This is a genomic window from Kitasatospora sp. NPDC041917, assembly GCF_055589745.1.
This window is the reverse complement of the sequence record NZ_JBVJBI010000005.1, coordinates 249338-273444: the sequence shown is the minus strand read 5'-3', so window position 1 is coordinate 273444 and position 24107 is coordinate 249338. Positions and strand designations below refer to the sequence as shown.

Sequence of the window (24107 nt, the reverse complement as noted above, 5' to 3'; positions counted from 1 at the left end):
GGGCGGGGCACCCACGTGCCCCGCCCGGCGCCTTTCCGAACCATCGGTCCCTACCCGACGTCCGTCCGAACCGCCGGTCCCCGCCCGGTCCTCGCCCGGGCCCGGCCGCGTCGACCGCTCAGACCTCCACCGGGCCGCCGCTCGCCAGCGAACGCTCGGCGCCGACCAGGATCTCCACCACCCGCAGCCCGAAGTCCGCCCCGCAGGGGTGCGGCTCGCCGGAGGCGGCCGAGGCCCGCAGCGCGTCCAGCGCCCGGTGCAGGGCCGCGACCGGGCCCTCGCCGCGCGGGGGCAGCTGCACCACGCCGTGCTCACCGCGCAGCTCCATGCCCGTCCCGCCCGCCGCGAGCGGCGCGGTCAGGCTGAGCGCGAGCGTGCTGGAGGCTCCGCCGGCGTGCCGCACCACCAGGTGCACGGTGTCCAGCGGGCCGGCCGCCGCCGTCACCTGGGTCGCGTCGCCCAGCACCGGCAGCAGCACGGACAGCGCGTGCGGGCCGACGTCCCACAGCGCACCCTTCTCCACCCGCCACGGCGAGGCCGCGTACGGGCTGGTGCTGCCGGGCGCGAACACCGAGCCGAGCCAGTCCGAGCGGCCGGTGAACCAGCCGCCCAGCTCCGCCTGCCGCTCGATCCACGGGATCTGCTCGCCGCCGAAGCGCACGGTGAAGAAGACCACCGAGGCGACCTTGTGCTCGCGCACCGCCTCGGCCACGGCCCGGGCGTCCGGCACGGTCAGCGCGACCGGCTTGTCCAGCAGCAGGTGGCAGCCGGCCTCGGCGGCCCGTACCGCGAGACCCGCCTGCACGGTCGGGGGCAGCGCGATGGAGACCGCGTCCACCTCGGCCAGCAGCCGGTCGAGGTCCGCGTACCCGGGCACGCCGTGCGCGGCGCCCAGCGCCTCGGCCGCCTCCGGTCGGCGGCCCCAGACGCCGGTGAACTCCAGCCCGGGGTGCTCGGCCAGGACGGGCGCGTGCACCCGCTCCGCCCAGGGGCCGGTCCCCAGCAGTCCGATCCGCACGATGTCTCCGTTCTCCGGTCAGCGCGGGTGAGCGCGCGTGGTACAGGTGGGCGTAAGTGGTGAAGGTGGGCGCGCATGAGCGCCGGTGGTACGGGTGGGCCCGCGTACGCCCTGGCGGCGCGGGTCTCGGCCCTGGACTTTCAGCCCCGGACTTTCAGCCCCGGACGCGGGCCAGGGTGAAGCCGTCGTAGCCCTTGCTGCCGACCGTCTGCACCGAGGTCGCGGTGACGCTCGGCTCGGCCGCGATCAGGTCGTGCAGCGCCCGGGTGCCGACCACCGCCGGGTCGGTGCCGGCCGGGTCGGCGACCGCGCCGCCGCGCACCACGTTGTCGACGATGATCAGCGAGCCCGGCCGGGTCAGTTGGAGCGCCCGGCGGAAGTACTCCGGGTTGCTCGGCTTGTCGGCGTCGATGAAGACCAGGTCGAAGGGGTCCGCGCCCTGCTCCACCAGTTCGGCCAGCGAGTCCGCGGCCCGGCCCACCCGCACCTCGGCGACCCCCGCCAGCCCGGCGGCCGCCAGGTTGCCCCGGGCGACCTCGGCATGCCGGGGGTCCAGCTCCAGGGTGATCAGGGTGCCGTCCGCGGGCAGCGCCCGGGCCAGCCAGATGGCGCTGTAGCCGCCGAGCGTGCCGACCTCCAGGATCCGCTTCGCGCCCAGGGTCAGCGCCAGCAGGTGCAGCAGCTTGCCCTGGTTGGGGGCCACCGCGATGTTCGGCAGCCCGGCCGCGCGGGCGGCGGCCGTGGCCTGCTCCAGCACCGGGTCGTGTCCGACCAGCCGCTCGGAGAAGTAGGCGTCCACGGCGTCCCAGGTCGGCTGCGAAGACATCGGGCCCTCCGGAGTGCAAGATCGGCAGTACCCGACCGATGCTACTCCGAGGGCCCGAGGGCACCACGACGGTGGTGGTGGACGACCGGTCCGGGACCGGTCGGACGATCGACCGGGACCCTGCCGGGGGCCGGCCGGGGGGCCGGCCGGCGGGGTGGTCAGTCGGCGACCGGCTCCTTCGCCGCGGCGGCGGCCTTGGCCGCCTCCTCCGCCTCGATCCTGGCGTGCGTCTTGGCGGCGCGGCGCTTCATGATCCAGGCCGACAGCAGGCCGATCACCAGCGCCGCCCCCAGGCCCGCCCACGAGAACCGGGCCAGCCAGGGCTCGATGCTCTTGCCGACCTTGTAGACCAGCAGCGTCGTACCGCCGGCCCAGACCACGCCGCCCAGCACGTTGGCGATCAGGAACTTCCAGTACGGCATCTTCAGCGCGCCCGCGAGCGGACCGGCGAAGATGCGCAGCAGGGCGATGAAGCGGCCGAAGAAGACCGCCCACATGCCCCACTTCTGGAACGAGCGCTCGGCGGTGGCCAGGTGGGAGGGCCCGAAGTGCTTGGGGAACTTGCGTCCCAGCTTCTCGAAGAGCGGCTTGCCCCCCTTGCGCCCGATCGAGTAGCCGATCGAGTCGCCGATGATCGCGCCGGCGATCGCGCAGATGGCGACGCCCCACGGGCTCACCACACCCTTGACCGCCATGAGGGACGCCGTGACCAGGGCGATCTCGCCGGGCAGCGGAATGCCCAGCGACTCCAGCCCGATGATCAGACCGACAACGGCGTACACCGCCGTCGGCGGAATCCCCTCGATCCAGGCGTCGATGTGCAAGGCCAGTCCCTCCGTGGCAGGACGGGACGGGCCGCCCTCCCCCTGGAGCAGCGTGCCCGTCCCGGCAATTCGTCCGATGGCGGCACCCAGGCCGCTCCCCCAGAGCGAGCCTAACGTGCCGGGCGGCCTGTCCCCCCGGCCGATCACCCGTGGTTACGACGTGCGCCCCGACACCATGGTTCCAGGTTGACCAGCGTTTCTTCAAGATTGGGCAAAACGCAGGGCGATCACGGACGGGCGCTGCTTGATCCGGCGCACGAGCGGCAGCAGGGTGCTCAGCGGCGGGCGTCCGCCCTCCGGGTACACCTCCCGCACGTCGACGACCCCCGGGTGCGCGGTGGCCAGCAGACCGCACTCGTCCGCGTCCATCCCGAACGGCATCGGCGGCGCCTGGTAGTACCGGTCCCGCAGCTTGCCCTCGACGGCCCGCCGGCTGAACCAGCGCGGCACCGCGTCCAGCACCATGGCCCCGCCGGGGAAACGCTCGGCGCAGGCCGCGATCAGGCCGCGGACCTCCTGCGGCCGCAGGTACATCAGCACCCCCTCGGCGCTGATCAGCACCCCGTTCGCCGGGTCCACCCCGTCCATCCAGCCCGGGTCGGTGGCCGAGTGGGCGACGATCCGGTGCCGCTCGTCCGGCGGCAGCAGCTGCCGACGCAGCGCGGCGGTCTCCGCCAGGTCCACCGACAGCCAGTTCGCCCGGCCGTTGTCGACCCGCCAGGCCTGGGTCTCCAGGCCGTCCCCGAGCCCGACCACGGTGCCGCGCGGGCAGCGGGTCAGGAAGTCGGACACCTCGCGGTCGAAGCAGGCCGCCCGCAGCGCCTGGAGCTGGCTCACCAAGGCGTTCTCCCCGAACCGCGTCGCGAACGGGTAGTCGATCCGGCCCACCAGCTCGACCGCCTTCGGGTCCGGCAGCACGGTGTCCGGCCGCCGCGCCTCCACCGCCCGGTGCCACAGCGTCCACAGCGCCGTCTCCGACACCTGTCCCAGCTCCGGCCGCACCCCGCCACTCATCGCTCGCTCCTTCGGACCTGGTCCCGTCGCGTCTCCGCCGTGGTCCCGCCACGTTCCGGCCGGTGTTCCGGCCGCGTTCCCGTCATGGGCATGAACCCGCCGATTCTGACACCCCGTCCGTCCCTCCCGTCCCGTCGACGCGCCGACGCACCGGCGCACCGGACCGGGACGGGAGGGTCGAGGCCCGGGTACGGTCCGCCTCCGTGCTCAACCTCGTCGGCCCGGGCGAACAGCCGGGAGCGGGCGCCGGAGCGACCGGCGGCGGCGCGGGCAGAGTGGGCGGCGCGGGCAGAGTGGGCGGTCCGCGGGATCGCCCCGGGCAGCCACCGGTCCACCGTGGAGGCCGAGTTGTTCCACGCGGGGTGCAGGCCGCGGAGCGGGCCCGACCGCTGAAGGGGCGGCCGCACGGCTGGCAGCCGAGGTCCCGGCAGAGCATGATTGAATCATGTTCAGCTCGAAGCCAAACAGGAACCGGCATGAGCTACAAACCGATTGAGAGTTACGGACTGATCGGGGACATGCACACGGCGGCCCTGGTCGGTACGGACGGTTCCATCGACTGGTGCTGCCTTCCCAGATTCGATTCACCGAGCGTGTTCGCCCGCCTGGTCGACGACCGGCGGGGAGGATATTTCACAATATCGCCGACACTGCCGGGGCGCCGCCAGCAGATGTACATGCCCGACACCGCCGTCCTGATCACGCGCTTCCTGAGCACGGAAGGCGTGGGCGAATTGGTCGACTTCATGCCGGTCAAACGCTCGGATTCCGACGTGAAGTCTCATCAGATCGTCCGCATCGCCAAGGCGGTGCGCGGCAGCATGTCCTTCCGTCTCGATTGTCTACCGGCCTTCGATTTCGCCCGAAAGGGACATGAAATCACCCAGGAGGGACGCGGAGCCGTATTCCACGGCGGCGATTTCTCCATCGCCCTCACCAGCAGGTTCCCGCTCGCCACCGTGGACAACGGGGTCTGCGTCGAGTTCACCCTGCACGAGGGCGAGGAGGCCACCTTCCTCCTGCGCCAGGTGGAGGGCGTCGGCAGTCCGGGCGACCTGCTCGAAGCGCGGCTGACGGGGCAGGACCTCCTGCACCGCACCATCGACTACTGGAAGGCCTGGCTCGGCCAGTGCACCTACACCGGCCGGTGGCGGGAGATGGTGTGGCGCTCCGCCCTCACCTTGAAGCTCCTGACGCACGACCCGACCGGCGCGATCGTCGCGGCCCCGACCACCAGCATTCCCGAGGAGGTGGGAGGGGACCGGAACTGGGACTACCGCTTCACCTGGATACGGGACGCGGCACTGACCCTCTCGGCGTTCATGCAACTCGGGTTCACCGAGGAGACCATCCGTTTCATGGGGTGGCTGGAGGAACGCGCGAAGGAGACCGGGGAGGGAAGTCCGCTGAAACTCATGTACCGGGTCGACGGGAGTTCCCTGCTCGACGAAATCGTCCTCGACCACCTGCGGGGATACCGGGATTCGCGGCCGGTGCGCATCGGGAACGGGGCGTCGCAGCAGCTCCAGCTGGACATCTACGGCGAGTTGCTCACGGCGATCGACATCTTCGACGCACGTGTCTGCCACATCTCCTACGATCTGTGGCGGCACCTTGAACGCATGGCCGAGTGGGTCGCGTCCAACTGGCACCGGCCTGACGAAGGAATATGGGAGATCCGGGGCCGGAAGCAGAACTTCGTCCATTCGAAGCTGCAGTGCTGGGCGGCCCTGGACCGGACCTTGCGGATTTCCACGCGCCGAGGTTTCCCACTGGACAGCGGTCGCATGACGGCCGCTCGCGACGAGATCTTCAGGACGATCATGCGGGAGGGCTACGACGCCGAACGCGGCACCTTCGTGCAGTGCTTCGGGGCGAGCGCCCTGGACGCCAGCATCCTCACCATGCCGATGGTCGGCTTCATTTCACCGAAGGACCCGAGAATGCTGGGCACCCTGCGCAGCATCGTGGAGGACCTCTCGTCGGACAGCCTGGTGTACCGGTACGAGGTGAGCACGGCCGCGGGTGACGGCCTTCAGGGGAACGAAGGGACGTTCAACATCTGCACGTTCTGGCTCGTCGAAGCGATGGCTCTCGCCGGCCAGGTCGAGCAGGCGAGGTTCCTGTTCGAGAAGATGCTCACCCACGCCAATCACCTCGGCCTCTTCGCGGAGGAGACCTCGGAAACCGGAGAGGGCGCCGGCAACTATCCACAGGCACTCACCCACCTGAGTCTGATCAGCGCCGCCTGCGCCCTCGACCGGGCCCTGGGCGGAGGCACGGTATGAACGGGGACGAGCGTTCGGGGAGCGGCGAGTACCTGGGCCGGCCGACCGCCGCCTGGGCGGCCTTCGCACGGAGCGACGATCCGACCGAGCGTCGGCTGGGCGTGTACGCGTTGGGAGAGACCGGTTCGGCCGACGCGGTGCCCCTGCTGGAGGCGGCACTGGACGACCCGCTGAGCTTCGTCCGGGTGTGGGCGGCGGCGGCTCTCGCGAGGGCGGATCCCGAACGGGAGGAGGACGTCGTCCGCGCCCTTTCGGCGGAGAGCTCCGACCCCGCCGGCTTCGTTCGCAGCCTGGTGGCCTGGTCCCTGGGCCGCCTCGACTATCAGCGGGCGGACAGCTCGGCAGCCGTTCGGACCCTTCGGCTCCTGCTCGACGATCCGGATGCCAGCGTCCGCACCGAGGCCGAACTCGCCCTGCACCATCTCGTCCGAAGTGCCGGCCGAGCGGATTCGGCCGACTGACGGCCGCCCGTCCCCGTCGCCCCGGGAACACCGAACCGGCCCGAACCGAACCGGGCCGAGCCGAGCCGAACCGGCCAGGCCCACCGGCTCTGGCTTTGCGGAGGATTTCCGCAACAATGGTGATGGCAGGTTCATTTCGCACGGCAGCGAAACGGACCCGCCATCCGGCACCCCAGCCGCGCGGCGGATCGCAGGGCCTGCGATTCAGCGAAACGAGCACGGTGGCGGGCTATTGACCGGGCACTCGTACGCCCGGATCCTGCGGGGTGCCGAAATCCTTGCAGGGAGGCTTCGACATGAAATTTGACCAGCCATGCGTCCTGGTGGTGGACGACGATCCCGTCAACAGGATGCTCCTCACCAGGCTCGTCGAAATGGAAGGGTATCTGGCGATCACCGCGGAGGACGGCCAGGCAGCCTGCGACCTCCTGTCGACGAAAGACGTGGATGCCGTTCTACTGGACATCGAAATGCCCGGAATGGACGGTTTCAGCGTGCTGGAGCACGTCCAGAAGGACGTCGCGACGCGCGATATTCCGGTCATCATGATTTCGGGGGTCGAAGACATGGACAGCATCGTCAAGGCGATCAGCCTCGGTGCGGCCGACTACATTCCGAAACCGGCCAACAAGGTCCTTCTTCGAGCGCGCATCGACGCGAGCCTCAACCGGAAGCGGCTGCACGACCTGGAGCAGGACCGGATCCGCGGGATGTTCGCCCGCTTCATCCCCCCGCCCATCGTCGACAAGGTCCTCCTGCAGGTCGACGAGGACCTCAGGCTGAAGGGGGAGAAGCGCACCGCGACGATCATGTTCGCCGACCTCCGCGGCTTCACCTCCTGGGCCGAGGACAGCCCTCCGGACCTGGTCATCAGCACCCTCAACCAGTACCTCGGCTCGATGAGCGACGTCATTCTCGACCACGGCGGAACCCTGGTGTCCTATCTGGGTGACGGGATCATGGCCGCCTTCGGGGCACCGATCGAGCAGGAGTTCCACGCCGACCTCGCCCTGGCGGCGGCCAGGACGATGGACCGGGACGCCCTCCCCGCCTTCAACGCGTGGCTGCGGCAGGAAGGACTGGGCACGGGGTTCCGCATCGGGATCGGCCTGAACAGCGGGCCGGTGATGTCCGGCACGGTCGGGTCCGCCCGCCGCCTGGAGTACGCGGCGGTCGGCGACACCACGAACACGGCCTCGCGTCTCGAACAGATGACGAAGGAGGCCCCGCACGCGATTCTGCTGTCCGGCGAGACCTACTCGATGCTGAGCAGCCCTCCGGACGACCTCGTCTTCGTCGGGGACCTGCCGCTCCGCGGGAAGCGGTCGACCGTCGGGGTCTGGGGCTGCCGCCGGAAAGAGGATTTCGGGCAGGACTCCTGAGGCACAGCGCCCCAGAACGGCCACCGGGTGACAGACAGAGAACACCTCCCCCCCCTGGTCAACCGCGAGCAACACCGAATGATCGTGTATTTTTCATTCATAAAACCTTCCATCAACCCCGGCCCCGGAACTTCTTGCACCGACAGATCAGGCGTGCTGTACTGGTGACATATCGAGCAGTTTCCGCAGATTTGGTGCGTCAACAGAACGCAAAATAATGACCGAGGGTATCCACCGAGCCCGACCGGGCCCGGGAAACCCGGCCGGAGAACCTGGAACGATAACTCTTCGCAATCACTCCCCCTTGTCGGTCCAACATCCAGGGTGGCCACAGAATGTCCATGCGAATTCATGTCACAGATTCCGGCGGAGCCGAGCGCGACGTCGTCCTGGAAGGGCGGCCGGAGAGCCTGCCCAACGCCTCGTCAGATCATTCGACGGCCATGTCCGGCGCCCAGGTGGTCGTGACCCGTTACGGGCAGCACCACCACTTCGAGCAGAACGGCGGAACCGAGTACGTGGACGGCCGGCTGCTGCCGGTGTTCAGCTGGACCTACAGCACGTCGATAGCCGAGTAGCACACCGACCGTCACACCGCGGCCGCCAGCCCGGGATCGACCCGTGCGGCACCCGTCGACCGCGGCACCCGTCGGCCCGATCCGGTACGCCCCGGTGCGACCCGACGCGCCGCGGGTGGAGGAGCGTGATGTCCGTGGACGACAGAATCGCCGTCGTCGGGATGAGCTGCCGATTCCCCTCGGCACCCGATGTCCGGTCCTACTGGTCCCTCCTGACCGGTGGCGCCAGTGCGATCTCCGCACCGCCCGACGATTCCCGGGCGCGGCTCCCGAACCGCCCCCGCCTCGGTGGATTCATCGAGAATCCGGCGGAGTTCGACGCCGACTTCTTCGGGATCTCGCCGAAGGAGGCGGCCGCGCTCGATCCGCAGCAGCGGCTGGCCCTCGAAGTGGCCTGGGAGAGCATCGAGGACGCCGGAATCCGGCCGTCCGCACTGAGCGGGCTCGACACCGGCGTCTACTTCGGGGCCATGCGCGACGACTACGCCGTGATCACACGGCGTCAGGGCGCCGGCGGCTACGGCCTGCACACCTTCGCGGGGCTCCAGCGCAGCATGATCGCCAACCGGGTGTCCTACGCGCTGCGGCTCGGCGGTCCGAGCATGACGGTGGACACCGGGCAGTCGTCGTCCCTGGTGGCCCTTCACCTGGCCTGCGCGTCCCTCCTGCGCGGAGACTCCGAAGCCGCCCTGGCGGGCGGCGTCAGTCTGCTGCTCGATCAGGACGGGGCAGCGGGAGCCGGGCAGTTCGGCGCCCTCTCACCCGACGGCCGCTGCCGGCCGTTGGACAAGGATGCCAACGGCTTCGTACCCGGCGAGGGCGCGGGGGTCGTCCTGCTCAAACCCCTGTCCGCGGCACTGGCGGACGGAGACCGGATCTACTGCGTCGTCCGGGGCAGCGGCGTCAACAACGACGGCGGCGGGCCGGGTCTGACGCACCCCAGCGTCGCGGCGCAGCAGGAGCTGCTGCGCCGGGTGAACGACCGCGCCGGGACCCTCGACTCGGTGCAGTTCGTGGAACTCCACGCCACCGGGACGCCGACCGGCGACGTGGTGGAGGCGCGGTCCGTGGGTGGCACGCTGGGCGCCGCCCACGACAGCGGACACCCGGTGGCGGTCGGCTCGGTCAAGGCCGCCATCGGTCACCTGGAGGCCGCGGCGGGGATCGCGGGCTTCATCAAGGCCGCTCTCTCGGTCTGGCACCGGGCGATCGTCCCGCAGCCGAACTACCGGGAGCCGTCCCGGCTCATCCGGCTGGGGGACCTGAACCTGCGGGTTCCGCTCGCCCTGGAGGACTGGTCGCCCCGGCGGGTGCCACTGGTCGCCGCGGTCGACTCCTTCGGGCTCGGCGGCACCAACTGCCATGTGGTGGTGTCCGAGGCCCCGGGGACGGACGGAACGGAACCGCGGGTGGAACGGGTGCGCTCGGAGCACGTCCATGTGCTGTCCGGGCGGACGCGGGAGGCCCTGCAGGCCCAGGCCCGTACGCTGCTCGGCCAGTTGACCTCGGCGGTCCGGGCCACCGAGGGCGTCGAGGCCATCGGGGACGTCGGGGGCGTCGAGGGCGTCGAGGGCGTCGAGGGCGTCGAGGGCGTCGAGGATCCGGCCCCGGCTGCTCCGGGCGCCCTGTGGGGCACGCCGCCGCAGTCGCTCGACGTCGCGTACTCGCTGGCGACGACCCGGACCCACTTCGACTGGCGCGCGGCCGTCGTCGCCGATGGGCAGGACGCGCTGCGGGAGGGACTGTCCCACGTCTCCGCGGGGAGTCCCTCGCCCCTCGTCCGCACCGGCGAGACGTGCGGTCGGCAGGGCGTCGCCTTCGTCTTCACGGGACAGGGCAGCCAGCGTCCCGCGATGGGCCGTGGACTGCACCGGCACCAGCCGGTGTTCGCGGCGGCCTTCGACGAGGTGGCCGCGGCGTTGGACGCTCACCTCCCGCGCCCGCTGGCGTCCGTGGTGTTCGCCGACCCGGGTGGCGACGAGGCGGCCCTGCTGGACGACACCGCCTACACCCAGCCGGCGCTCTTCGCGTTCGAGGTCGCGCTCCACCGGCTGCTGACCAGCTGGGGGATCCACCCGGACGTCCTGCTCGGCCACTCGATCGGAGAGCTGTCCGCGGCGTTCGTCGCGGGCGTGTTCTCCCTGCCGGACGCGGCGTTGCTGGTGGCGCAGCGCGGTCGGTTGATGAGCGCGCTCCCGGAGGGGGCGATGGCGGCGATCGAGGCCACCGAGGAGGAGATCGCCCCGCTGCTGGACGAATGGAGCGGTCGGGTTTCGCTCGCCGCCGTGAACGGCCCCCGGGCCGTCGTCGTGTCGGGGGAGGCGAGCGGTGTGCGCGCGATGGCCGAGGCGTTCGGGCGCCGCGGAGCGCGCACCAGGATCCTCCGGGTGGCCAAGGGCTTCCACTCGCCCCAGGTCGACGAGGTGCTGGACGAGTTCGCGGAGGTCGCCGCGTCGATCCGGTTCCGGCCGCCGGAGGTGCCGGTGGTCTCCTCCCTGACCGGCGCCCCGGCGCGCGGGGAGGACCTGTGCACGGCCGGGTACTGGGTCGATCAACTGCGGGGAACCGTACGGTTCTGCGACGCCGTCCGCGCCGCCGCCCGGAGCGGGGCCGCCCACTTCCTGGAGCTCGGACCCGACGCCACCCTGACCACGATGGCGGGGCGCTGCCTGGAGGCGGAGGGAGCGGACCACCGCGGCACGATCGCGCTGCTCAGCGACACGGTCCCGGAACCGGCCGCGCTGTCGGGGGCGTTGGCGGAGCTGTACGTCCACGGGGTCCCGGTCGACTGGTCCGCGGTCTTCGGGCACCTGCCCGCACGGCGGATCGCGTTGCCGACGTACGCCTTCCAGCGCAGGGAGCACTGGCTGACGCCCGAGGGGGCCGCGGGCGCCGCCGTTCCCGCGGAGACCGGCCGCCCGCCCTCCGCAGCACCGACCGCACCGACCGCACCGACCGCACCGACCGCACCGACCGCACCGACCGAGCCTGCGGCCTCGCCCACGGACCCGACGCACCTGTCACCGGACCTCGCCGCCCTCACCGGCCCGGATCCCGAACGGGCCGTCCTGGACCTGCTCCTGAGCCGTACCAGCGCCCTGCTCGGCCACCCGGCCGGCGAACGGATCGATCCGCGCCGCTCGTTCGCGGACCTCGGGATGAACTCCCTCACCGCCGTGCAGCTGTCCGTGGAACTCGGCACGGCCGTCGGGCGGACGCTGCCGGACACCCTGACGTACGACCACCCGACCCCGCGCGCCGCGGCGACCGAGGTGGCCCGGCTGCTGGCCGCCGAGGACGGGCGGACCTCCCGGGCCCAGGACCCGTCCGCCGGTCTCCCGGAGCAGAGCCGTGATCCGGTGGCCGTCGTCGCGCTCGGCTGCCGGCTGCCCGGCGGCATCGGATCCCCGCAGGAGCTGTGGGACCTGGTGCGCGAGGGACGGGACGCCGTCGCGGACTTCCCCCGCGACCGGGGCTGGGACCTCGACGGGCTGTTCTCCGACGACCCGGACGCGTCCGGGAGGACGTACGTGCGCCAGGGCTGCTTCCTGTACGACGCCGCGCAGTTCGACGCCGGCCTGTTCGGCATCTCCCCGCGCGAGGCGTTGGCGATGGACCCCCAGCAACGCCTGCTGCTGGAGACCGCCTGGGAGACGTTCGAGCGCGCCGGCATCCCCGCCGATTCGCTGCGGGGCAGCGACACCGGCGTGTTCATCGGTGCGACCGCCCAGGAGTACGGCCCGCGGATGCAGCAGGCGTCCGGCGAGGGCGCCGGCTACGCCCTGACCGGGACCACCACCAGTGTGGCCTCCGGGCGGCTGGCGTACGCCTTCGGTCTCCACGGGCCCGCGCTGACCGTCGACACCGCGTGCTCCTCCTCGCTCGTGGCCGTCCACCTGGCCTGCCGGTCGCTGCGCTCCGGCGAGTGCGGGCTGGCGCTGGCCGGTGGGGTGGCCGTGCTCTCCTCGCCGGGCATGTGGATCGAGTTCTCCCGCCAACGCGGGCTGGCGCCCGACGGCCGGTGCAAGCCGTTCGCCGACGCGGCCGACGGCACGGCGTGGAGCGAGGGCGGGGCCCTGGTCCTGCTGGAACGGCTCTCCGACGCGCGCCGCCACGGCCATCCGGTCCTGGGGGTCCTGCTCGGAAGCGCCGTCAACCAGGACGGTGCGAGCAGCGGTCTCAGTGCTCCCAGCGGGCCCGCGCAGGAGCGGGTCGTCCGGCGCGCGCTCGCGCAGGCGGGTGTGGGTCCCGCCGCCGTGGACGCGGTCGAGGCCCACGGCACCGGGACGACGCTCGGCGACCCGATCGAGGCCCAGGCGCTGGGCCGGGCCTACGGCGAGGGCCGGGACGCCGGCCGCCCCCTGCTGCTGGGCTCGCTCAAGTCGAACATCGGCCATGCGCAGGCCGCCGCCGGAGTCGCCGGTCTGGTGAAGATGGTGCTCGCGCTCCAGCACGAGGAGCTGCCCGCCAGCCTGCACATCGACACGCCCTCGACCCGCGTCGACTGGGAGGCGGCGCGGGTGCGGCTGCTGACCGAGCGCGTCCGCTGGCCGCGTGGACCGGTCCCCCGGCGGGCGGGCGTCTCCTCCTTCGGGATCAGCGGCACCAACGTCCACGTCGTCCTCGAAGAGGCTCCGGACGGCGTTCCGGAGGCGCCCGACGACCGCCCCGATGACCGCCCCGACGCCGGCTCGGACGATCGCCCCGACGCCCGCTCCGGCGCGAAGTGGGGTGCGTCCGCCCTCCCGTGGGCGCTCAGCGCCGCCGATCCGCGGGCGCTGCGCGCCCAGGCCGGGCGGCTGGCCGCGTTCCTGCGGGACGACCCGGGGGCGGACCCCCGGGACATCGGCTGGTCCCTGCTCACCACCCGGACCGCGCTCGACCACCGGGCGGCCGTGGTCGGCGACGACGCGCAGGCCCTGTCGGCGGCCCTGGACGCCCTGGCCCGCTCGGCGGACGCCGACGGCGCCGCCTCCCGGGAGGCCGTCGAGGCCGAGGCCCGACCCGGTCACCGGACGGTCTTCGTCTTCCCCGGCCAGGGTTCGCAGTGGGCCGGGATGGCGCGCGGCCTGCTGGCCGCCTCGCCGGTGTTCCGCGCGCACGTCGACGCCTGCGACCGGGCCCTGTCCGCGCACTGCGACTGGTCGCTGCGGTCGGTGCTGGCCCAGGACCCGACGGCCCCGTCCCTGGAGCGCGACGACGTGGTGCAGCCCGCCCTGTTCGCCGTCATGACCGGGCTCGCCGAGGTCTGGCGCGCGCACGGGGTGGCTCCGGACGCCGTGGTCGGGCACTCCCAGGGTGAGCTGGCCGCCGCCTGGGTGGCCGGTGCGCTGACCCTGGAGGACGCCGTCCTGGCCACCGTGACCCGCAGCCGGCTGGTCGGCACGCTGGCCACCGACGGGGCGATGGCCTCCCTGAGGCTGTCGGCCGCCGAGGTCGAGGAGCGGCTGCGGGACGGCTGTCCCGGTCTCGGCATCGCGGTGTACAACGGCCCCGCGTCCACCGTGGTCTCCGGACCGCGCGACGAGCTGGAGCGCCTCCTCGCCCGGTGCGACGAGGAGGGCGTGCGCATCGCCCGGATCGCGGTCGACTACGCCTCGCACTGCGCCGACATCGACGTCCTGCACGAGCCCCTGACCAGGGCCCTGGCCGCGATCGTCCCGCGGCCGGCGCGGATCCCGTTCTACTCGACCGTCACCGCGGACACGGACCCGGCCCGCCTGCTGGACGCCGCGTACTGGTTCACCAACCTGCGCAGCCCGGTCCGCTTCGAGTCCACCGTCCGGGCCCTGCTCGCCGCGGGGCACGACACCTTCGTCGAGATGAGTCCGCACCCCCTGCTGGCGGTCGGCATCCAGGAGACCGCCGACAGCGCCGAGCCGCCGCCGGACGTCACCGTGCTCCCCTCGCTGCACCGGGACGCCGGGGAACCCGCCGACCTGCTGCTGGCCCTCGCACGGGCCTGGTGCCACGGCCTTCCGGTGGACTGGGCTCCGGTACTCGGCGGGGCCCGGCGGGTCGCGCTGCCCACCTACGCCTTCCAGCGGGAGCGCTACTGGCTGCCCGCCGTGCCGGAGGCCGCCGACGGCGCCCGGCCGGACGGTGACGGCGAGGAACGGTCGCTGTGGGAGGCCGTGGAACGCCGGGACACCACCGCGGTGGCCGCCCTGCTGGGGCTGGCCGACGAGGCCCCGGTCCACGACGTCCTCCCGGCGCTCGCCGCCTGGCACGGCTCCCGCGAATCCCGCGCCCGCCTCGGCGACTCCTGCTTCACCAGTTCCTGGCTACCGATGGCCGCCCAGCCCGCGTCGACCGCCCGGGGCACCTGGCTACTGGTCACCCCGGGCCCGGACGCGGGTCCCTGGCCGCGGGCCCTGGCCACCGCCCTGGCCACCGGCGGAGCCGACGTCCGCACCGTGGTGCTGCCGCCGGGCACGGACCGCGCCGGGGCGGCCCGACTGCTGGACGGCGGGGCGGACGCCCCGCGGCCGGAGGCCGTCGTCTCGTTCCTCTCCCACCGGCCGCCCGAGCAGTCGCGACCCAGCCGCCTGCTGGCCGACACCGCCACCCTGCTCCAGGCCCTGGACGACCTGGGCGCGGAGGCCCCCGTGTGGTGCGCCACCCGCGAGGCCGTCCGCGTCGACGAGCGCGACCGCGTGGTCGACCCCGCCCAGGCCGCGCTCTGGGGGTTCGGCCGCGCCGCCGCCCAGGAGTACCCCGACCGCTGGGCCGGCCTGCTCGACCTCCCGCTCGGACCGGATCCGGAGAGCCTGCGCCGGGCCTGCGCCGTCCTGGCCGCAGCGGGCCCGGAGGACCAGATCGCGGTCCGGTCCCGGGGCGGCTACGCCTGCCGCCTGCGGCGGGCCGCGTTGCCGCCGGGCCCCGGCTGGACGCCACGGGGGACGGTCCTCGTCACCGGTGGGACGGGCTTCCTCGGCTCCCACGCGGCCCGGGCCCTGGCCGCCGCCGGCGCCCCGCACCTGCTGCTGCTCGGCCGGCACGGCGCGGACGCCGAGGGCGCGGCCCAGCTCACGGCCGAACTGACGGCCCTGGGAAGCCGGGTGAGCGTGACCGCCTGCGACGTCCGCGACCGGGACGCGCTCGCCGCCGTCCTCGCCGCCGTCCCACCGGACGAGCCGTTGACGGGCGTCGTGCACACCGCGGGCGTCCTGTCGGCCGCCATGATCGACCAGCTGACGCAGGACCACCTGGAGCAGGTGCTGGCCGTCAAGGCCCAGGGGGCGCAGCACCTGCACGACCTCACCGAAGGCCGCGACCTCGATGCCTTCGTCCTCTACTCCTCGGTCCTCGGCACCGTCGGCATGGGCGGCCACAGCGCGTACGGCGCGGCCAACGCCTACCTCGACGCGCTCGCCGACGTCCGCCGGGCGCAGGGCCTGGCGGCCACCTCCATCGCGTGGGGCCTCGCCCCCGGCGGCCTCGGCGCCGGACACGGCGACTGGATGACAGAGCGGGGCCTGCTCTCGCTCACGGGCGAGTCCACCGCGGCCGCCCTGCCCGCGCTGGCCACCGGCCGCGAACCGCGGATCGTCGTGTCCCGCTTCGACTGGCCGCTGTTCCTGGCCGCCCGGGCGGCCGACCGTCCCAGCCCGATGCTGGACGATCTCCCCCTGGTCCGCCGGGCCCGGCAGGAGCGGAGCGAGGACTCCGGGCACGCCACCGCCACGGGGCTTCCGGCCGACTACCCGCAACTGCCGCCCGCCCGGCAGCGGCAGGTGCTGGCCGACCTCGTGCGCTCCACCACCGCGGCCGTCCTCGGCCACCGCACGCCCGACTCGATCGCCCCGAACCGGCCGTTCAAGGAACTCGGCCTGGACTCCCTGGCCGCCGTCCAGCTGCGCAACCGCCTGTCCCGCTCGACCGGCCTGCGCCTGCCGACCGGCCTGGCGTTCAGTCATCCGACGCCCGCCGCCCTGGCCTCCCACCTGCACGCCCGGCTGGACGGTGGCGAAGCACCGGGGAAGGCCGCGGACCGGACGGCCCGGCAGGTCCCGGCGGCGGTCACCGAGCCCCGCTCCTCCGTCGAACCGATCGCCGTCATCGGCATGGCCTGCCGGCTGCCCGGCGGGGTCGACACCCCGCAGGAGCTGTGGACGCTGCTGGAGGCCGGCACCGACGCCATCTCCTCGTTCCCCGACGACCGCGGCTGGGACCTCGCCGGACTGTACGACGCCGACCCCGCCGCGCACGGCAAGAGCTACGTCACCTCGGGCGGGTTCCTCACCGGCGCGGCCGACTTCGACGCCGAGTTCTTCGGCGTCTCGCCCCGCGAGGCCCTCTCCATGGACCCCCAGCAGCGGCTGCTGCTCGAAACGTCCTGGGAGGCGCTGGAGCGGGCCGGGATCGATCCCTGGTCGCTGCGCGGAAGCACCACCGGGGTGTTCGCCGGCGCCGTCTACCAGGACTACGGCTCCCGCTCGCACGAGGCGCCCAAGGAGATGCAGGGCTACCTCACCACCGGCAAACCGCTGAGCGTGATCTCGGGGCGGGTCGCCTACGTCCTCGGGCTCGAAGGACCCGCCGTCTCGGTCGACACCGCCTGCTCCTCGTCCCTGGTGGCCGTGCACCTGGCCTGCCAGTCGCTGCTCCTGGGCGACAGTGCCCTGGCCCTGGCCGGCGGGGTCACCGTGATCGCCTCGCCCGGGCTGTTCATCGAGTTCTCCCGGCAGCGGGCGCTGTCCCCCGACGGCCGCTGCCGCTCCTTCGCGGCCGAGGCCGACGGCACCGGGTTCGCCGAGGGCGCGGGAACGGTCGTCCTGGAACGGCTGTCCGACGCCCGCCGCAACGGCCACCCGGTCCTGGCGGTGATCCGCGCGGGTGCCGTCAACCAGGACGGCGCCAGCAACGGCCTGACCGCGCCCAACGGGAAGTCCCAGGAGCGCGTCATCCGCCAGGCCCTGGAACGGGCCGGGCTGAGCAGCGGGGACGTCGACCTGATCGAGGCCCACGGCACCGGCACCACCTTGGGCGACCCGATCGAGGCCGAGGCCCTGCTGGCCACCTACGGTCGCGACCGCGCCGCCGACCGGCCGGCCCACCTCGGCTCCCTCAAGTCCAACGTCGGCCACACCCAGGCCGCCGCCGGCGTCGCCGGACTGATCAAGAGCGTCCTGGCGCTCCAGCACGCCGTCCTGCCCAGGACCCTGCACGCCGCCACCCCGACCCCGCACGTCGACTGGGGCACCGGCGCCGTGCGGATCCTCTCCGAGAGCGTCCCCTGGCCGGACACCGGCCGACCGCGCCGCGCCGCCGTCTCGGCCTTCGGGGTGAGCGGCACCAACGCCCACCTGATCGTCGAACAGGCCCCGGCGGAACCGGAACCGGCCGCCGACCCGACCGCCGACCCGACCGCCGACCCGACCGTCCGGCCGCCCGTCCTGGCGCCACCCGTCTGGCTGGTCAGCGGGCACAGCGAAGCTGCCCTCAGGGCCCAGGCGGAGAAGCTGCGCCTCCACCTCGACGCCTACCCGCCCTCCTCCGCCGAAGCGGTCGGCCACGCCCTGGCCACCGGCCGCGCCCGCCTGGCCCACCGGGCCGCGATCACCGCCCCCGACCTGGACGGCTGCCTGCGGGCGCTCGGCGCGCTCGCGAGCGGGGACACCGACCCGGACCTGGTCACCGGACGGGCCGCCGAGGGCCGGACGGTGTTCGTGTTCGCCGGCCAGGGCTCGCAGTGGCCCGGCATGGCGGCCCGGCTGATCGAGGAGAGCCCGGTCTTCGCCGACAGCATCGCCCAGTGCGCCGACGCCCTGGCCCCGTACACCGACTGGTCGCTGCGGCGCGCGCTGTCCCCGGGGGCCGGCGCCGAACTGCTGGACCGGGTGGACGTGGTCCAGCCCGCGCTCTTCGCCGTCCAGCTCTCCCTCGCCCGGCTCTGGCACGCCGCCGGGGTCAGGCCGAACGCCGTGGTCGGGCACTCCCAGGGCGAGATCGCCGCCGCCTGCTTCGCCGGTGTCCTCTCGCCGACCGACGCCGCCCGCGTGGTCGCCCTGCGCAGCAGCGCGCTGACCCGTCTGGAGGGCGACCACGGCCTGCTCGCCCTCCAGCTCTCCCACGAGGACGCGCTGCGGCGGCTGGAACCGCACCCCGGGCTCACCGTCGCCACGGTCAACAGCCCCCGGGCCGTGGTGGTCGCGGGCCCGGCGGACGAGCTGGAGGCGCTGCGGGAGGAGTGCGCCGCCGACCGGGTCAGGGCGCGCCGGATCCCGGTCAACTACGCCGCCCACTCCCCCCAGGTCGACGAACTGCGCACCGAGCTGGTGGAGTTGCTGGCCCCCGTGGCGCCCGCCGCCGGGGAACTGGACTTCTACTCCTCGGTCACCGGCGCCGCGGTGGACGCCGCCGAACTGGACGCCGCCTACTGGTACCGCAACCTCCGCGAACCGGTCCGGTTCGACCTGGCCGCCCGGGCCCTCCTCCAGGACGGCTACCGGTTCTTCGTCGAACCCAGCGCCCACCCGCTGCTGTCCAGCGCGGTGCTGGAGATCGCGGACGAGGCGGACCGGCCGGCCACGGCCCTGCCCACCCTGCACCGCGGCGAGGGCACGCTGCGCCACGTCACGGCGGCCGTCGCCCGAGCCCACGTCGAGGGCGTCGCCGTCGAGACCGCCACGCTCAACCCGCACCACCCCGGGCAGCCGTCGGACCTGCCGACCTACGCCTTCCAGCGGCGGCGCTTCTGGGTCGACACCTCCGGCGCCGACACCCGGCAGGAACGCGCGGCCACCCTGGGCGCGGCCTCCACCGACCACCCGGTCCTGGACATCAGCCTGCCCGACCCCGAGAACGACGGCCTGGTCCTGACCGGCCGGGCCGGCCCGGGCACCCACCCCTGGCTGCGCGACCACGCCCTCCACGGCGCCCCCATCCTGCCCGGCACGGCCTTCGTCGACCTCGCCCTGCACGCGGGCCGGGAGTCCGGCTGCCCGCACCTGACCGAGCTGACCCTCCTCGCCCCGCTCCACCTGGGCGAGGAGGACGGCACCCAGCTCCACCTCACCGTCGGCGGCCCGGACCCCGGCGGACGCCGGAGCGTCACCGTCCGCTCCCGGCCGCACACCGCCGTCACCGGCGAACCCTGGACCCTGCACGCGCGAGGCGTCCTCGCCCCCTCCGCGCCGCCGCCCGACACGCCGGCGCCCGAGTCCTGGCCCCCCGACCACAGCGTTCCGCTGGACGTGGACGAGTTCTACGCCGACATCGGCCTGCGCGGCTACGACTACGGCCCCGCCTTCCGGGCGCTGACCGGGATCTGGCGGCGCGGCCAGGACATCTTCACCGAGGCCCGGCTCCCCGACGACCTGGCCGCCGAGGACCCCGCCTTCGCCCTGCACCCGGCCCTGCTCGACGCGGCCCTCCAGGGCCTGCTGCTCCGCCGCCCGGCCGGCGTCGAACTCCCCTTCCACTGGGGCGGTGTCCGGCTCCACCGGCCCGGCGCGCGAACACTGCGCACCCGCATCCGGCCGCTGGACGAGCAGAGCGTCACCGTCGACGTCTCCGACGGGGACGGCAACCCGGTGGTACGGATCGAGCGCCTGGTCATGCGGCCGGCCGGCGCCCGGGCTCCGCGCCGACGTCTCGGCGGCGAGGGTCTGTACCGCCTTTCCTGGAAGCCCGTGGCCTCCGCCACCCCGCCCGGCCGACAGCCGGGCGCGGTGTGGCTCGGCGCCGCTCCCGGGCCCCGGCCGGACGGCGGCTGGCCCCCGCCGCTCCACCCGGCCCCGGCGGCCCTCGTGGCGGATCTCGGCTCCGCCCGGCCCGCCCCCGACCTGGTGCTGCACCCCCTGCCGACCGGCACCCCGGGGCCGGAGGGCCTCGCTCCGGCCGTCCACGCCGCCGTCCGGCGGACGCTGGAGCTGCTGCGGAGCTGGCTCGCCCAGGAGAGCCTGGCCACGAGTCGGCTGGTCGTGCTCACCCACCGGGCCGTCGCGACGGTCCCCGGTGGGACGCCCGACCCGGTCGCCGCCGCGGTCTGGGGCCTGGTCCGCTCCGCGCAGAACGAGGCTCCGGGTCAGTTCACCCTCTTCGACGTCGACGACTTCGGCCGCGTCGTCGACCCCGCGACCGGGCAGCCCGACGCATCGGCACTGGCCACGCTCCCGCTCGACACCGAGCCGCAACTCGCCCTGTGCGAAGGCGTGGTGTACGCACCCCGGCTCACCCGGGCCGCCGTCCCGCCGCCCGCGCCACTGCCGTACGGCCCGGACGGCACCGTCCTGGTCTCCGGCGGCACCGGCACCCTCGGCCGGCTGCTCGCCCGCCATCTCGTCGCCGAGCAGGGCGTCCGCCACCTGCTCCTGCTCAGCCGGGGCGGCGAGGCCGCCGCCGGCGCCGACACCCTGCGGGCCGAGCTCACCGAGCTGGGCGCGCACTGCACCATCGCCGCGTGCGACACCGCCGACCGCGCGCAGCTGGACGCCGTCCTCGCCGCCCATCTCGGCGACCGGCCGCTCACCGCCGTCGTCCATGCCGCGGGCACCCTGAACGACAGCACCGTGGCCAAGCTGACGGACGAGCAGGTGACCGCGGTGCTGCGGCCCAAGGTCGAGGGCGCGATCAACCTCCACCTGGCCACCCTGGCGCACGCCCCGGCCGCCTTCGTCCTGTTCTCCGGCGCGGCCGGGGTCTTCGGGACCCCCGGGCAGGCCCACTACGCGGCGGCCAACTCCTTCCTCGACGCGTTCGCCGAGTACCGGCGCGGCCTGCACCTGCCGGCCCTGTCCCTGCCGTGGGGCCTGTGGGCGGAGCGCAGCGCCATGACCGGCCATCTGGACGCCACCGCGCTGCGACGGCTGGAGCACCTGGGCATCGCCGAACTGCCCGCCGCCCACAACCTCGCGCTCCTCGACGAGGCACAGCGTCTCGACGAGGCCGTCCTGCTGCCCCTGCGGCTGAGCGGCGTGGCCCTGCACCACGACGGCGCCGCGTCGCCGCTGTTGCGCGACCTCGTCCGGCCCCGGCAGCAGAGCGCGCAGGCCGTCGAGGCCGCCGAGGCCGATGAGCGGACCCTGCCCCGCCGGCTCGCCGACGCCGACCCGAAGGAGGCCGGGAGGATCCTCACCGACCTGGTGCGCAGCGAGGTCGTCCAGGTCCTCGGCCATTCCTCGACGGACGACATCGACGCCGACGCGCCCTTCGCCGACCTGGGCTTCGACTCGCTCACCGCCGTCGAGCTGCGCAACCGGGTCAACCGGGCCACCGGGGCCGCGCTGCCGATCACGGCGGTCTTCGACCACCCCACGCCCGGGGCGCTCGCCGCCCGCCTCCTGGCGGACCTGCGGCCCGTCTCCGCCGCCGAGCCGGCGGAAGGGGCCACCGAACCGGAGCCGGCGACCCACTGGGCCGGGACCGCCGAGGACGCCGCGCTCTTCGCCGCCATCGACGGGATCCAGGAATGACTGCCACCGCACCCCGCACCCTGCCGTTCAACGGCCTCGTCCGGGCCACTGCCGGCCGGGACGGCGCCCCGGGCCGCGAACCGTCCTTCGCGCAGATCCGCTGGGACCCCGCTCCGGTCGCCGCCGCCCCCTCCGCCTGGGCGGTGCTGTCCCCGACCGCCGGGCTCCCGGCGGCCGCCGAGGAGGTGCGCGCGGCCCACCCGGGCGTCCCGCTGCTGACCCCCGGTCCGGAGGCCGGGCTGCCGACGGGGGTCCTGGTGGTACCGGCGGCCGGCGCGGCCGACCGGACACTGGCCCTCGTCGAGGCCGCCCTCGCCCTGCCGCAGGAGCGGGCGCCCCGCCTGGTCGTCCTCACCCGGGGCGCCGTCCTGGCCCGCGACACCGACCGGGTGACGGATCCGCGGCAGGGTGTCCTGCGGGAGCGCGTGCTGGCCGCGGCCGGCGCACGGCCCGGCCGGTTCGCGGTGGTCGACCTCGACGGGCACCCGGCCTCCCTCCGGGCGCTCGCCGCGGCGCTCGGCTCCCCGCGTTCCCAGCTGGCGATCAGAGCCGGCGAGGTCCTCGCGCCGGAGTCGGTTCCGGCCGCGCTCCTGCCCCTCCCCCCGGGACACGTCCGGCTCGCGCTGCCCGGCCCACCGCCCTGGCGGCTGAGCCTGATCGGCAAGGGGACCCTGGACTGCCTCGCCCTCGACTGCTGCGAGGAGGTCGGCGAACCCCTCGTGGGCAGCCAGGTGCGGGTGGCGGTGCGGGCCGCCGGGATCAACTTCCGCGACGTCCTGGACGCGCTCGGCCTCTACCCCGGCGACCCTGGACCGCTGGGCGCCGAGGGGGCCGGCACGGTGCTCGACACCGGCCCGGACGTCACCCGGCTGAAGCCCGGCGACCGGGTGATGGGCCTGCTCACCGGTGCGTTCGGCCCCGTCGCCGTGACCGACGAGCCGCTGCTCGTCCCGGTGCCCCCGGGCTGGCCGGCCGCCCGCGCCGCCGCCGTCCCGGTGGCCTTCGCCACCGCCTCCTACGGGCTGTTCGACCTCGGCCGGCTGACGGCCGGAGAACGCGTCCTGGTCCACTGCGCCTCCGGTGGCGTCGGCAGTGCCGCCGTCCGGCTCGCCCGCCACGCGGGCGCCGAGGTGTTCGGCACGGCGAGCCCGCCCAAGCACGCGGCCCTGCGGTGGCTGGGCCTGGACGACGACCACATCGCCTCCTCCCGGGACACCGGCTTCGAGCGGGAGTTCCTGGACGCCACCTCCGGCCGGGGCGTCGACGTCGTCCTCAACGCCCTCGCCCGCGAGGCGACCGACGCCTCCCTGCGTCTGCTGCGTCCGGGAGGCCGGTTCGTGGAGATGGGCAAGACCGACCCGCGCGACCCCGACGACATCGCCCGGGACCACCCCGGCGTCTCCTACCTGCCCTTCGACCTCCGGGAGGCGGCCGGACCGCCGCAACTCGCCGGAATCCTGCACGACCTGCGGGAGCTCTTCGCCACCGGAGTGCTCCACCCGCCCACCGTCCACGTCTTCGACGTCCAGGACGCCATCGCCGCCTTCCACCACATGAGCCGGGCGCGGCACACCGGCAAGCTGGTGCTGCGGATCCCGCCGCCCGGGGACGCGCGGGACGGCGTCCTGCTGGTCGGCCCGCTCGCCGACACCGTGCCGCTGGCCGACCACCTCGCCACCGGCCGGGGCTCCCGGCACATCTGGCTCCTCGCACCCCACGACGAGGACGACGAGGGCCTCGCCCGGCTCCGGTCGCGGCTGGCCGGCCGGCCGGCCGAGCTCCATCCGGTGAACGCCGATCCCACCGACCCGGACGCCGTGCGGCAGGTCCTGGCGGACGCCTCGGCCGTGGCCCCGCTGACCGCCGTCGTGCACACCGCCGCCGACGACCGGAGGGCGCCGGACGGCGACGGACCGGCGGGTGGCGAACCGGCCGGTGGCGAACCGGCCGACGACGAACCGGCCGGCACCGCCGCGATCCTGCACCGGTCGACCCTCGAACTCCCCCTGGAAACCTTCCTGTTGATCGCCACCGCGGGCCCGAACGGCCCGGCCCGCGCCCCGGACGACCCGGTACGGGGCCTCGCCGTACTGGAATCGCTGGTCGATCACCGACACTCGCTGGGGCTCGCCGCCACGCTGGTGGTGCTGCCGTCGGCCCCCGACCCGCAGCGCCCCGCCCTCCTCGCCCGCCTCTACGAGACGTCCCGCCACACGGACGCCCCCGTCCTGACCGCGGCCGAGGCCGCGCCGGACACCGGACCCGCCGCCGAGGGCGGCTGAGCCCCTTGCCGTGCCG

Annotated in this window: 10 protein-coding genes; 6 read left to right on the top strand and 4 right to left on the bottom strand. The window is 74.2% G+C overall.

Annotated features, from left to right (window positions below):
* Nucleotides 1-118: 118 nt before the first annotated feature.
* The 4 genes from ACZ6EM_RS08515 to ACZ6EM_RS08500 all read right to left on the bottom strand — a co-directional run bounded on the left by ACZ6EM_RS08515 (nucleotide 119) and on the right by ACZ6EM_RS08500 (nucleotide 3682).
* Complete coding sequence (locus ACZ6EM_RS08515) at nucleotides 119-1018, bottom strand: Gfo/Idh/MocA family protein (protein ID WP_359901043.1); 900 nt, start codon at nucleotides 1016-1018, stop codon at nucleotides 119-121.
* A gap of 154 nt (nucleotides 1019-1172) precedes the next feature.
* Nucleotides 1173-1844 (bottom strand): O-methyltransferase, encoded by a 672-nt coding sequence (locus ACZ6EM_RS08510; protein WP_401054280.1) that lies wholly within the window; start codon nucleotides 1842-1844, stop codon nucleotides 1173-1175.
* A 158-nt stretch (nucleotides 1845-2002) separates the two neighbouring features.
* The gene (locus tag ACZ6EM_RS08505) at nucleotides 2003-2668 is read right to left on the bottom strand and encodes a DedA family protein (protein ID WP_380544087.1); all 666 of its coding nucleotides are present in this window, start codon (nucleotides 2666-2668) and stop codon (nucleotides 2003-2005) included.
* A 201-nt stretch (nucleotides 2669-2869) separates the two neighbouring features.
* On the bottom strand, nucleotides 2870-3682 hold the full coding sequence (locus ACZ6EM_RS08500; RefSeq protein ID WP_465772069.1) for a class I SAM-dependent methyltransferase: 813 nt from the start codon (nucleotides 3680-3682) through the stop codon (nucleotides 2870-2872).
* Between the two features lie 476 nt (nucleotides 3683-4158).
* Here ACZ6EM_RS08500 and ACZ6EM_RS08495 point away from each other — a divergent pair, with 476 nt between their 5' ends.
* The 6 genes from ACZ6EM_RS08495 to ACZ6EM_RS08470 all read left to right on the top strand — a co-directional run bounded on the left by ACZ6EM_RS08495 (nucleotide 4159) and on the right by ACZ6EM_RS08470 (nucleotide 24091).
* The gene (locus ACZ6EM_RS08495) at nucleotides 4159-5970 is read left to right on the top strand and encodes a glycoside hydrolase family 15 protein (RefSeq protein WP_465772068.1); all 1812 of its coding nucleotides are present in this window, start codon (nucleotides 4159-4161) and stop codon (nucleotides 5968-5970) included.
* Nucleotides 5967-6431, top strand: coding sequence for a HEAT repeat domain-containing protein (locus ACZ6EM_RS08490; RefSeq protein ID WP_465772067.1), 465 nt, complete (start codon nucleotides 5967-5969; stop codon nucleotides 6429-6431). Before ACZ6EM_RS08495 ends, ACZ6EM_RS08490 begins: the two co-directional genes overlap by 4 nt.
* A 296-nt stretch (nucleotides 6432-6727) precedes the next feature.
* A complete protein-coding gene (locus tag ACZ6EM_RS08485) occupies nucleotides 6728-7813 on the top strand; it encodes a response regulator (RefSeq protein ID WP_465772066.1) in 1086 nt (361 codons plus the stop codon).
* A gap of 341 nt (nucleotides 7814-8154) precedes the next feature.
* Nucleotides 8155-8391: a DUF5988 family protein gene (locus tag ACZ6EM_RS08480; protein ID WP_465772065.1), complete on the top strand. Its 237-nt coding sequence runs from the start codon at nucleotides 8155-8157 to the stop codon at nucleotides 8389-8391.
* A 134-nt stretch (nucleotides 8392-8525) separates the two neighbouring features.
* A complete protein-coding gene (locus ACZ6EM_RS08475; protein ID WP_465772064.1) occupies nucleotides 8526-21809 on the top strand; it encodes a type I polyketide synthase in 13284 nt (4427 codons plus the stop codon).
* Nucleotides 21806-24091, top strand: coding sequence for an MDR/SDR family oxidoreductase (locus ACZ6EM_RS08470; protein WP_465772063.1), 2286 nt, complete (start codon nucleotides 21806-21808; stop codon nucleotides 24089-24091). The genes ACZ6EM_RS08475 and ACZ6EM_RS08470 overlap by 4 nt, the downstream gene beginning before the upstream one ends.
* Nucleotides 24092-24107 lie beyond the last annotated feature (16 nt).

Excerpts from the sequence above, each read along its gene's own strand:
- ACZ6EM_RS08480 (WP_465772065.1), top strand. The coding sequence starts at position 8,155 with ATGCGAATTCATGTCACAGATTCCGGCGGAGCCGAGCGCGACGTCGTC.
- ACZ6EM_RS08500 (WP_465772069.1), bottom strand. The coding sequence starts at position 3,682 with ATGAGTGGCGGGGTGCGGCCGGAGCTGGGACAGGTGTCGGAGACGGCG.
- ACZ6EM_RS08495 (WP_465772068.1), top strand. The coding sequence starts at position 4,159 with ATGAGCTACAAACCGATTGAGAGTTACGGACTGATCGGGGACATGCAC.
- ACZ6EM_RS08490 (WP_465772067.1), top strand. The coding sequence starts at position 5,967 with ATGAACGGGGACGAGCGTTCGGGGAGCGGCGAGTACCTGGGCCGGCCG.
- ACZ6EM_RS08470 (WP_465772063.1), top strand. The coding sequence starts at position 21,806 with ATGACTGCCACCGCACCCCGCACCCTGCCGTTCAACGGCCTCGTCCGG.
- ACZ6EM_RS08510 (WP_401054280.1), bottom strand. The coding sequence starts at position 1,844 with ATGTCTTCGCAGCCGACCTGGGACGCCGTGGACGCCTACTTCTCCGAG.
- ACZ6EM_RS08485 (WP_465772066.1), top strand. The coding sequence starts at position 6,728 with ATGAAATTTGACCAGCCATGCGTCCTGGTGGTGGACGACGATCCCGTC.